The organism is Streptosporangium sp. NPDC087985 (genome assembly GCF_044741965.1).
Taxonomy (GTDB): Bacteria; Actinomycetota; Actinomycetes; order Streptosporangiales; family Streptosporangiaceae; genus Streptosporangium.
In genome coordinates, this window is record NZ_JBIUTQ010000042.1 from 1 (window position 1) to 11,478 (window position 11,478).

Here is an 11,478-nt window from a genome sequence, read left to right on the forward strand (position 1 = left end):
GTGCGATTACGCGGCTGACCGCGTCCCGCTACCCGGCGGCCTCGTGCACGACACCGACCTCTGACCAGGTCAAGCCCACCACTTTTGTTAGGAGTCCTAAACCCGGGCAGAGCGCGGCGTCGGCTTCGGGCGTCGATTTCCGACGGATGCGACCTTCCATCAACTGGAGATTGGGATTCAGGTAATCCAGCTTTCGCCATATCACGCGGGTCCCACGGCACGCCGCCTCCAACGCCTGAGCACGGCCGCCGCTTCAATGACATGCTGCTGTCCCCTTCACCTTTCGGATCCAGGTGAGCCATCGGACCCAGGAACCTCCTTCCAATTCCTCCCGGCTCAGCCGGGGATACGACCAGGCGCCTCATGGCGCACTGCCACCGATCGCCGGCCTGGATCGTTTGCGGGAGGGCGCGGCGAATCGCTTCGGCGTAGGCGCCGGAGCCGTCTCGGCACACGACCTGCACCCCGGGATGGGCGCGAAGCCAGGCCTCCAGTGTGTCGGCGGTGCGATCAGGCAGGACATCGATACGCTCGCGGGTTTCGGCGTTGATGAGCACGGTGGCGTAGCGGTGACGCCGACGCAGGGCGAAGTCGTCCACCCCCAGGACGCGGGGCACCTGAAGCCGGGGCAGGGGCAGGGGCAGGCGCAGCAGGAGGCGCAGGGCGGTATGCCGGGACAGGCGCACGGCCAGGGCGGATAAGACCCGGGTGCCGGCGCGTCCGGCCAGTTCGCGGACCACCGCGCCGATCTGGCCGGCCAGGCGGGGAGTGCGCCGCTGGTAGCGTTCCAGCACGCCGGGGAGCTGTTCGCGGAACGTCTGATGGCAGCCGCGCGTCGGGCATACCAGGCGGCGGATCCGCACCACCACGAGCACGCGGCGTGCATCGACCGGGACATCGGCCACGCTCCGCTCGTGGTAGCCGTGCACCCGTGTTGTCTCGGCTCCACAGCGCGGGCACGCGACCGACCCGTCTGGGGTCCGCGCCCGCACCCGGATATGTTCCCCCTCGTCCGCCACGTCCTCCACGACCAGCGGCGATAAGCCCGAGAACACGACACTCACAAGCTCGTCGATATCACGCATGACTCACCGTGACGCAGGGGACGTTCCGTCACCACCGAATCTGCGACAGAGCCGAATCTCGACAGAGCCGTTAACTGGACACACCCTGCCTGCCAGTTTTCACCCGTCGTCGACACACGGCGGGTCAGAAGTGCGGAAGCAAACGAATGGAGTGTGATGATCCTGTGACGGGAAGATCATGCTGAATCAATGCGAAACAGCCAAGTCGTCACCTCAGCCCCGGGCGATTCAGACTGGTGAAGTGCACTTATTCGAAGTGTGCAGTATTCCCATCTGGTGTCGGGTACTGGTTCAGCTGCGGTGGGCGATCGTGATGATCTCGCGACTGGTTTCGGTGATGGGACCCCGGTGCCAGTCGCCGTACTGATCCTCGATGGTGAACCCGGCCTCGGTCAGGAACGTGGCCAGTGCTGGGACGTCGAGGAAGCGCAGGCTTGTCCGGTCGACGCGGAGGACTGTGTCGTCGCGCTCGGCGGTGGTCTCGGTGAACGTGACGACATCGCCAACGACAGACTCAACTTCATGCCACATGCGTAGCTTGCGTCCGGTGGCATCTTCGATGTCGAAGGCGTTCGACGGGTTCCAGCTTTCCCAGGCGCGAGCCTGCGGGTGGCGGGTGCCGAAGACGAACTGGCCACCGTCGCGGAGCGAGGTGCGGATCGCGATCAGGGAAGCACGCAGTTCATCATCGGTGACCAGGCACTGGAAGGCGTTGCTGGTCATCGTGGCCAGGTCGAACTCCCTGTCCCAGACGGCGTCGGCGGCGACGCCGGAGACCCATTCGATGTCGGTGCGGCGCCTGGCCCGATCCAGCATGCCCTGATCGGGGTCGAGACCGACGAGACGTCCGGTGTGACCAAGATCGCGGGCGTAGTGCAGCATGCTCCCGGTGCCGCAGCCGAGATCCAGTACGGCACCGGCCGCCATCACGAGTTCGGTGCAGAAGACGACCTCGGGGTAACGGGCGGGGTCCCACGGGTTCATCACGTCGTAGAGAGCTGCGGCCTCAGCATCAGAGAACATTCCGGCAGTATCCACAAACGGCCGACGACAGCCAACCGAATTACGCCGGTCTGCCGATGATCTGCGGATTCAAGTGGCACCACTTCCACCGCCGGGATCACCCAGAGACGTCTCCGTCCCGTTGTTGGTGACGCGCCGCTATGTAGTCGCTCCAATCTCGTCGAGTGCGGGTGGCCCACTTGGTGGCGGTGCTGATGCTGACGCCGAGCAGATCGGCGGCGATGGGGGCGGGCAGGTCTTGGGCCCAGGCGGCGCGTGCAGCGTGGCGTGCGGGGCGGGGGTCGATGCCGTGTCGGCGGAGTTTTCGGAGTAGGACCTTGGCGGCGATGGGTCTGCCGGGGAATCGACCGGGGAAGAGCAGCCGGGTCTGCTCGTCTGAGTGCTGGAAGCTTATGCCGCGCGAGGATGTGTCGCGCAGGGCCTGGACCAGGGAGGCGAGTGGTGGAGGGAGAAGGGCCGGGGTCACGTCGAATTGCAGGTAGGTTTCCTGACCGACCTGCCGGATGTCGGCGGTGGTGAGGGCGGCCAGCCGAGAGGCTGTCTGCCCGTAAAGCAGCATCAATGCCCCTGCGGCGCGGACGTCCAGGGGAAGATCGCAATCGTGCAGGCAGCGTGTGAGGAGTTGCGTCCGGTGAGCTTCGTCGAGGAAGGTATCCGGATCGGTGCGGGGGCGTCTGGGGATGGCCAGTTCTCCGCAGAGGTGGCGGGCTCTGGCCCAGTTGATGAAGCTGCCGAGCAGGTAGCGATACTCGGTGGCGCCGTCGAGCCAGGCGTCGATGTCTGCTTGCGTGGCGGTGGCGAGGGTCTTGCCGCGATCGTCGAGGAAGGACAGGAGATCCAGGGCGAGGGTGACCTGCGAGCGGACCCAGGTGGCGGCGTTGGTCGTGGTGGGGCGCCTGCGTGCGCGCTGCCGGGCTCGGCGCAGAGCGTGCCAAACCGCGAAGGGCCGCACGATGCTGACATGCTCCTGCGAATGCCGGCTGAGAACATGGTCAAGCCAAGGCTCGATGCGGTCGAGCAGTTCGGCCCTCTCGGGGAGCACGCCGGAGTAGACGAGGAGGTCGCGCAGGCGGTGGAGGACGTAGCTTTGGGGGTAGCTGTCGAGGAGATCATGGGTGATGGGCTCGTGGTGAGCACGCTCGGCGAGGCCTGTCAGCAGTTGAACGCCTCCGCGGCCGCGGCGGAGCCAGGCGAGTACTGAGGCCGGGTTGGGTGCATCGGCCAAGATCTCGAGCACCGGCGTGAGCTGTGATGCGAGGCCATGTTCGGGATGAGAGAGCAGGTCGCGGAGGCGTTTGAGTACGACATCGCGGATGGTTTCGCTTCGGCGCCGTCGCGTTCTGTCGGTGGGCTCCCTGAGGTCTGGTTCGAGCACATGGCCCGCGTCGCGGCAGCTCAGACACAGGGGTAGATGTGCCAGGGGGTTCGCGTGGTGAGAACGCCCGCAGATCGTGCAAGGGCGTTCCGGCCGGATGTTGCAGCGACCGCAGAGGTCAGGCTCGGTTCCGGTGGCGCGTCGGTCGATCGTGCGTACTTGTCCGCATGCACCGCATCGGCGACGCGGCCGCTGGTAGCAGAGTTTGCAGATGGGGCCATTGGAGGTGTTGGCGTAGGTGGGGGCGACCTGACCGCACCGGCTGCAGGCACGCGCGGGGGTCTGGTAGCAGTTCGGGCAGAGGGCGGCGCCGTCATCGCGTCGAGCTGCCGGTCTTCGGAGCAGGCCACAGTTTCCGCAGACCTCGGATCGGCGGGGCCTGCAGGAGGTGCAGAGAACGCGGCCCTGATCGTCTCGGCTGCTGATCGTTCGTTCTCTGTCGCAGTGAGAACACACAGCTCGAAGGGCAAGGTGGTAGCAGTGGTCGCAGAGTCGGCCACCCTCGATCCGGTGTCGTAGCCCTGCTGTCTGGCCGCATCCGGTGCAGCCGGGGACGCGAACATTGGTGTGTCCCGCAGCGACCAGAAGGCCAGCCAGCACGAGCACCGGCATGGGCGCATCGCAGGAGCCCGACGTCAGAGCGTCGGGGAACGCGGCAAGGTGAGCTTCAAGCTGGCGGAGCGTGGGTCGGGCCGTGGCCTTCTCGACCATGTCACGCGCGGTGGCAAGGTCGAGCTCGGGCACTGCAGCGACGACATGACGGGCCGCCCGCTCCAGCACGACCGGGCGCGGTTCTCCTCGCCCTTTGGGGGTCATGTGCTCTCCGGGCGACGGATGGTGGTCCGCCGGGCTCTCGGCGAGGCGGTCCGCTCACCGACATCACCAGCGACCTTGGCAACTTGGGCATTGACGACGTCGATCTCGATGAGATCGTTAGGAGTGCAACCGAGCACGTCGCAGAGCGCCGCCAGGGTGTCCATCGACAGCCGTTGCGGCGGTTGGGTGACCAGCCGGAACACCTGTTCCCGGGACAGATGGATCCCACGCTCGGCAAGCAGCGGACCCAGGTCGCTGGTCTGAAACATGTCCCGGTCGGCCATCAGCTTGCGTAGATTCCACCGGTACCCCATCTTCTTGATCACTTCGGGTCCTCCCACAGCTCTGCGCGTCTCTCCAGCGAGCGGCGAATCAGCCTGTTGCGATAGTCATCGGACACGTTTGTGTAGATCGAGGTCGTCGAGGCGTACCGATGACCGGCCTGCTCGGACACGAACCGCTCCGGATAGTCGAACTCCACCAGATGCGTGATGTAGGAGTGGCGCAGCGAATGAAGATCAAGGTCAGATGGCAACCCGGCCGCCTCGCGGACCTGCTCGAATGCCGTGTTGATCCCTCGCAGCGACATGCGACTCGACCGTTCGGTCACCCAGAGCGCCGCTAGAGAACCCGGGCTGAACAGTGGCCTGACCTCGGTGACCCAGTGATCGAGGACATCCACAACCCAGTCCATCTCCGGCACCGTCAACACTGTGCGGCGCTTGGGAGGACTGCCCTTCGATGCCTTGCCCCAGCGGATGAACCACGCTCCGTACTGACCGTACTGGGGGCTTTTGGGTGCGTGTCGCCGATCGCTCAGGTCCAGGCCTCGAGCTTCCCTGCGGCGCAGTCCGTAGGCGTAGACCGTTTTGAGCAGGGCCGCGTCCCGCAGCGCGGTCAGCCCACCTTTGCGGCCACGCCGCTGGGCCGCCTCGACCCGGCCGTCCGCAGCGTCGAACAGTGCCTGCACCTCGTCATAGGTCAGTGGCCGGCGCCCTGGTTGCCCCTCAAAGTCGGTGACATGCGTGACGGTATTGCCATCGTGGAAGATCTGCTGGGGGACCTGCATGAACCGGTCCCAGCACACCGCTGGCCAGCCGTAACGGCGATCAGTGACGTACTCCATGAACAAGCTGATCGCCAGCTCATATCCCCGCGCGGTCGACATGACGATCGGCCGCTTCCGCCCGGTGGACCGCAAATGCACGATGAAGTCCTCACCATCGGAGGGCTCCCACTGCCAGGGGTAGGTGTTGGTGAACTCCGAGAGCCGCCGCACCAGCGACATCCGAGGTCCGATCGTCCCCTCGTCATTCAAGAACCGGGTGCGCTGTTGCCGAGCCCAGCCCGCCAGCATCGCCTCGAACACCGCTTGGGCCGGATCGAGATGGATCACTCCCTCCACCAGCTCCAGATGCGCAGCACCAGGCAAATCGGCCGCTTGCACCACAAGTCACCTCCGTTGCATCTAATGCAACATTGTTGAGGTTAATCGCGGCTGCCGCCATCTCCTTGGCCAACGCGGTCTGAGTCAACGGCAAAGCAACTACCTACACCCGTACGACCAGGCATGATGAGTCGTAGCCGATCATGCCGAGTGTTGCATCTGCTGCAACTTTGCGCGGTTTTGATGCTAGAGCCCGGCTTTGCCCATGGGGTTGTCCTTCCAGCGGTCGACGGCGCGGACGTAACCGTGCACGGTGGGGGAGGTGGGCTTCCAGCGGCCCTGTTCGGCGATTTTGCCGGTGGGCACGTTCGCGTCGGCCAGGGTGGTCGCGCCGCCGGCGCGTAGCCCGTGTGCGCTGTAGCGCTCGGCGTCGGCTAGACCGGCTCGTCGTGCGGCGTCCTTGACGATGGTGTTCAGCGTGACGCCCGACAGCCGTAGTCCGCCGCGGCCGGCCCAGCCGGGGGTGCCGCCGATGCGGCCGAAGCGGTCGATGGGCCGCAGCAGCGCCCCGGTGGCGATGCCGTGCTCGCGCAGCACGGCCAGCCAGGTCTGCACCGAGCGCACCGGGCAGGTGGCAAGGTGTGAGCCGTAGGGGACCGCGACGGTTTGCCCGGCGGCGTCCTGGTCGGTTTTGCTCACGGGGATGAACACCTCCAGTCCTTGGCGCGGGAAGGTGAGGTGGTCGCAGTCGATGGCGGCGATCTCGCTGCGCCGGCCCATCAGGGCGAAGCCGAGCACCAGCGCGGCTCGGTCCCGGATGCCGGTGGGGGTGTCGTCGGGGGTGTGCGCGACGAGGCTGCGCAGGATGTCGATGGTGATCGGCGGGGCCTTGCGCACCGTGTTGCCCCCCTTGGTGCTCCAGTCACGGCGGTAGGCGCGCAACGCGTCGCGGGCGGCGGTGGTGTGCGGTCTGGCCAGGCCCGCCTTGCCGTGCGCGGACGATACACAGGCCAGCGCCTGGTCGATGCTGGCCGGGGCCAGGCCGCGCCCGGCCAGCTCGGCGACGAAACTGGCCAGGGTGGCGGCGGTGGCCGGCAGCGGGGTGCGGCCGGTGGCCGTGCACCAGGACAGGTAGCCGGCCCAGACGCGGGCGTAGGCGCGGCTGGTGTTGGCCGCCGGAGCCGCCGCGATCAGCCGCGCCGCCTCCTCGGTCACCTGCTCGTCGGCCGAGCGCCGATCACCGACGACCGTCACCCCGTCCAAAACGACCGCATCGCCCATACGTGCCGCACTGTCGGCCGGAGCGCGCCGGGCAAGCACGGTCCCGGGCGAGCTCGGCTCATCGGGGAAGGCACCCACCCCGGCACCGTCATTGCCGTCAAGGCCCGGCGTCGTGCCGTCATCTTCGTCTGGGCGCTCCAGGTTCATGCGGCCACCCCCCGTTAATTCATAGGATCATTGGTTCTATTTTTGGCGCTTCAGGCTTGCGATAAGGCAACTTATCGCAAGCCTGCTCAGGATGCACTGATCTTCAGAGTTTCGTTTCGTGACGCACGAAAATATGATCGTTCGCGAACGGTACGATGCTATTCTTTGCGAGTGAGTGACGATCCTTCCCGCGCGTTCGACCCCTTTGCGACCCTTGAGAAGGGCCCAGATGATCCCGATACGGGGCGGATGTGCGCCCGCTCGGGATGCGTCAACCGGCTCGAACCCACCGGTCGGCGCAGCGGTCGCCCGGCCCTGTACTGCGGGGACGCCTGCCGCGCCGCCGCGCACCGCGCCCGCACCGCCACCCACACCCCGGTGGTCGCCGAGGCCCTACGCCGGACCGGTGCGCTGAGCGGCGATCTGCTAAGCGCAGGCGAGCAGTGGAGCGTCCAACTGGCCGCCTTCACCGAAGCGCTGAGCGTCGCGACCACCGGTGCGCTCACCCAGATCGACGCCGCCGAACAGGCCGCAGAAGAGGCCCGCGCCGCCGCCGCGGCCGCCGAGCAGCGCGCCGCCGAACGCATCACCGCCGCCGACCGGCGCGCCACCGTCGCTCAGGACAGCGCCGAGGCCGCGATCGCCGCCAGCGAGAAGGCTGTGGAAAAAGCCGCCGCGGCGCAGCAGCGCGCCGAGGAGTCCGAACGCGCGGCCTGGCGCACCGCCGGCGAGCACGAATCCGCCCGCGCCCACGCCCAGCAAGACGCCACCACCAGCGCCGAGCGCGCCACCGTCGCCGAACACATCACCCGGCGCATCACCTCCGAACGTGACGCCCTGCAGGGCGTCCTGGACGCCGAACGCCGCCAGGCCCGCGCTGCGACCAACGAACACGACCGGCAGATCGCCACACTAAAAACCGCACTGGCCGACCGCACCACCGCTCTCGATCAGGCACGTACCGATCTGAAAGCCGCTGGTAGCCGAGTCGAGCGCGCCGAGAGCGCCCGGGAAAAGGCGCACCAGGAAGCCACGGCGGCCCGCGCCGAGATCACCCAGGTGCGCGAGGAACTCGCCGCCGAACGTGAGGAACTGCGGCGCACCGGTATTCAGCGCGATGAGGCACGGACCGCAATCGCGGTGGCCGACACCCGGCTGGAGGCGCTGCAACAGGCACTGGAAAGGGCCGAACTCCGTGCCCAGGCCGCCGAGCAGCGCGAAGAGGTCGCCCAGCAGATGATCAGCCGTCTCCTCGTCCTTCAACCGCTCCCGGAGACCGCATCGGCTGAGGGCTCAGGCGGTACCCCACATCGCGAGGACTTCCCTGAGCGTCCCTGAGACGCTCGCCCCCTTCCGCCGCAGCGGCCATCGACACCGGAAAACGCCTCTCTCAACACCGTGCCCCGCTCCGGCGTAGAGGTGCAGGTATCGAGCCTGACCAAGCGGAGAAACCAATAACCGGGCCCGGGAGCCACCCATCATTGACGGAGGCCTCACTGACATCCTGATGACGATTTCCACTGACAGCAGGCGACGAACCCCCAGCTCAGAGCGTCTTTCTCCTCGTCATGCCGTCCCGGAAACGTCCCGTGATGTCGGTGACACCGACGGTTCTGCGCCGACCTTCGGGCAGCGAAGAATCTCTGTGCCCGGCGTAGCAGCGAGCCCCACCACCATTCCTGAGCCAAGCCATCTGGGTCATGGTTCTGCGCTACGTCGACGGTTATCAGCGCGACCACACATCCTGCGCAACGCCGCAGCCTGTAGCCAGCCCGGCAGCAGGCCGAAGCCCGCGCCACCGAGCTGATCCGGGTGCAGACACTGCACGAGGCCAACCAGGACCTGCTCGCCGAACTACGCGGCCAGCGGGAGGACCTCAAGGCCCGCCACGAGGCCCTGCACGCCGAGGTAGGGGAGCTGAGAGCCGAGATTGACCAGGTTGCGGAAGCGCCCCGCGCCCGGCGCAGCAGAGCCCGAACAGGACCGATGAAGCCCTACTCAACCGATATCGCCGCAGGTCAGAGTGCACAAATCCGTCCATCAGGCACGGCGTCAACGGCTAGGGGTAAGAGAGCCGAAGGGCCGCATCCCGGTGGCGCATGGCCAGCGCGAGACCACCGACGATCACACCGCACACTGCCCAGCGAACGTTTCACAGGTGAGCCTCAGGAGGCCGGGCTGGACCTGGTGACGGCCCAGACGATCACAAGGTGGCGGCGACCGGCATCTGCCCATATCGGGTCAAGTGCTCAATGGTTGCCCGCAGCCCGCTCTGCACCCTTGAGGCCAAGTTCATCCAGTCGCGTTGCACAGCGGCTGCGTACAGGAATCGTCGACCCGACGTCGAACCAGTCAATCAGCGCATGGCCGCCGCTGACATCCCAGTGACGATTTTTGCTGACAGCAAACGACGAAACCGCAGCTCAAGCAGCCACAGCACCGTCAAAACCCCGCAGGAAACGTCACCAGATTTCAGCCGGGGGAGCATCGCTACGCCGTCCAGGAGCGCATACACCGAACGGGGCCAAGCCACCGAGCTGCGGAACGTCCACTGAGAGAGAGGGTGAGATCGCTTAAAAATTAAGACGAAACCGGCACAAAAGCGGCAAGCAAGTGAGAGGTCTTCACGTTACTGACACGAGGTGACGATTTCGCCGACACCAAGCGACGAAACCCCATGTCGGCGAACTGACGAATCCCAACTTCGTGGCAGTTTGCAGGGCCTCCTGGGCCGGAAGAAGGTCCCCGGACTCCAACTTGCGGGAATTCTCATTCCCGGTAGTTACTCATCCCCGCCTTGGACGCAACAGATCGAAATTATTGATTTTGAATTTCCAGAAAATCAATAATGCTACCCTGAGGCGGTGACGGAAGAGTTGGGCGTGGTGACGCCCTGCAAGCACTGTGGAGCGCCGATCGAGCAGCGCCCCGGACGGGGGCGCCCACGGGCGTACTGCCCGCAGGGTGACTGCCAGGCGGTGGCCAAACGGGAACGGGAGCTGAAAAGAGCGACGCCCGGGCTGGAGGGGATGCTGGCCCGGGCGGAGGAGTTCTACGAGCGTATGGAGAAAGGGATGGCGGCGACGATCGCGCCCCTGGCGCAGGTGCTGGCCGCTGAGCTCAGTCCCGCCGGGGTGGAGGCCAAGCTGAGCGCGGTGCAGGCCGAGGCCCACACCCGGGTGGCGATCGCGCGCACCGAGCGGGAACAGGCCTTCGAACAGGTACGGCTGGCACGTGAGGCCACCGGTCACGCACGTCGGGAACGTGACGCGATGGCACGGCAGGTGGAGGAGGCCAACGCCGAACGCGACACCGCGCTGGCCGACGCCGAGACGGCCAGGCAGCAGGCGCTGGCCGCCCTGCACGAGGCGGCCGCCACCGAACGCCAGGCCAAGCACGCCGAGCAGGAGGCCAGACGTAGGGCCGAACACGCCGAGGCGGCCAGGGACGCCGCGGTACGGGAGCTGGCCGAGCGGATGGAGGCCGCAGAAACCGAGATGGAGCAGGCCCGGGCGCAGGCCGTACAGGAACGGCAACAGGCCGAGCAGGCACGCGCGGAACGAGACCTGGCACAGACCGCGGCCGGAACCGCCCGGCAGGCACGGGCCGAGGCCGAACGGGCCTCCGTCGCCGCCGAGGCACGGGCGCAGACGATCGAGGCTGAACGGGATCGGGCGGTGGCACGGGCCGACAGTGAGACGCGAGCGCGGGGGCAGGCTCAGGCCGAGGCCGCCGAAGCCCGAGCGCAGGCGGCTCGTGCGGCCAAGCAGGCGGCCGAGGCCGAAAAGCGGACGGCACAGCAGCTCGCCAAGGCCGAGGAACGGGCCGCTGAGAAGATCTCCGAAGCGCGGGAACGCGCCGCGGTGAAGGCCGCGCAGGCGCAGGCCGAGCGGGACGAGGCGCGGATGCAGCTGGCCATGGAGCAGATGAGACTGTCCGACCTGCGCGAACAGACGGAGGCGCTGCGAGCCGAGGCCGCCCAGCTGCGGGAGCGGGCGGTGACGGCGGAGCTGCGGGCTACCCACGGACCGTCCTGAGCCGGCCGCTCCCCAGCCATGAGTACGGCCTTGGGGAACGGCCCCGTAGTCCCGGCTCGGACACCAGGGAGCAAGTAACCCGCCGGTAAGGCCCAAGGGGCTTGGGCCTGCCGTTTCCTGCTGCTGGGACGCCTCGTTGGGCTGATCAGATGAACCGACGGTTCGACGAGGCCCTCCGCTCCCGAACGTGTCCCCAGACATCCGAGCACGTTGTGGCGTCAAGCAGCGGCTACTAGGGCGTGTTCTGAGTTCGGATCTCTAGGTGGGTTGGAGGCTTCGGATCCATAGGATCGTGCCCCGCAGGTGGAGCCCGGCCAGGTAGCTCTC

Annotated in this window: 9 protein-coding genes; 3 read left to right on the forward strand and 6 right to left on the reverse strand. The window is 67.0% G+C overall.

Annotation, left to right across the window (positions count from 1 at the left end):
* The 3 genes from ACIN94_RS32315 to ACIN94_RS32325 form a co-directional block, all read right to left on the reverse strand.
* The coding region (locus tag ACIN94_RS32315; protein ID WP_400714679.1) for an ISL3 family transposase at positions 1-1,085 on the reverse strand (1,085 nt) is incomplete at its 3' end.
* 291 nt (positions 1,086-1,376) lie between these two features.
* A complete protein-coding gene (locus ACIN94_RS32320) occupies positions 1,377-2,108 on the reverse strand; it encodes a class I SAM-dependent methyltransferase (protein WP_400714682.1) in 732 nt (243 codons plus the stop codon).
* A gap of 97 nt (positions 2,109-2,205) precedes the next feature.
* Positions 2,206-3,060, reverse strand: coding sequence for a hypothetical protein (locus tag ACIN94_RS32325; protein ID WP_400714685.1), 855 nt, complete (start codon positions 3,058-3,060; stop codon positions 2,206-2,208).
* 9 nt (positions 3,061-3,069) lie between these two features.
* Here ACIN94_RS32325 and ACIN94_RS32330 point away from each other — a divergent pair, with 9 nt between their 5' ends.
* A complete protein-coding gene (locus ACIN94_RS32330; protein WP_400714688.1) occupies positions 3,070-3,309 on the forward strand; it encodes a hypothetical protein in 240 nt (79 codons plus the stop codon).
* Positions 3,310-4,295: 986 nt separating this feature from the next.
* On the opposite strand, the gene ACIN94_RS32335 is transcribed toward ACIN94_RS32330, so the two are convergent.
* The 3 genes from ACIN94_RS32335 to ACIN94_RS32345 all read right to left on the reverse strand — a co-directional run bounded on the left by ACIN94_RS32335 (position 4,296) and on the right by ACIN94_RS32345 (position 7,114).
* A complete protein-coding gene (locus ACIN94_RS32335) occupies positions 4,296-4,625 on the reverse strand; it encodes a helix-turn-helix domain-containing protein (RefSeq protein ID WP_400714691.1) in 330 nt (109 codons plus the stop codon).
* Positions 4,622-5,746, reverse strand: coding sequence for a tyrosine-type recombinase/integrase (locus ACIN94_RS32340; RefSeq protein WP_400714694.1), 1,125 nt, complete (start codon positions 5,744-5,746; stop codon positions 4,622-4,624). The genes ACIN94_RS32335 and ACIN94_RS32340 overlap by 4 nt, the downstream gene beginning before the upstream one ends.
* A gap of 186 nt (positions 5,747-5,932) precedes the next feature.
* The gene (locus ACIN94_RS32345; protein ID WP_400714698.1) at positions 5,933-7,114 is read right to left on the reverse strand and encodes a site-specific integrase; all 1,182 of its coding nucleotides are present in this window, start codon (positions 7,112-7,114) and stop codon (positions 5,933-5,935) included.
* 171 nt (positions 7,115-7,285) lie between these two features.
* On the opposite strand from ACIN94_RS32345, the gene ACIN94_RS32350 reads away from it, so the two are divergent.
* Positions 7,286-8,452: a hypothetical protein gene (locus ACIN94_RS32350; RefSeq protein WP_400714701.1), complete on the forward strand. Its 1,167-nt coding sequence runs from the start codon at positions 7,286-7,288 to the stop codon at positions 8,450-8,452.
* Positions 8,453-9,978: 1,526 nt separating this feature from the next.
* On the forward strand, positions 9,979-11,151 hold the full coding sequence (locus ACIN94_RS32355) for a hypothetical protein (protein WP_400714704.1): 1,173 nt from the start codon (positions 9,979-9,981) through the stop codon (positions 11,149-11,151).
* Positions 11,152-11,478 lie beyond the last annotated feature (327 nt).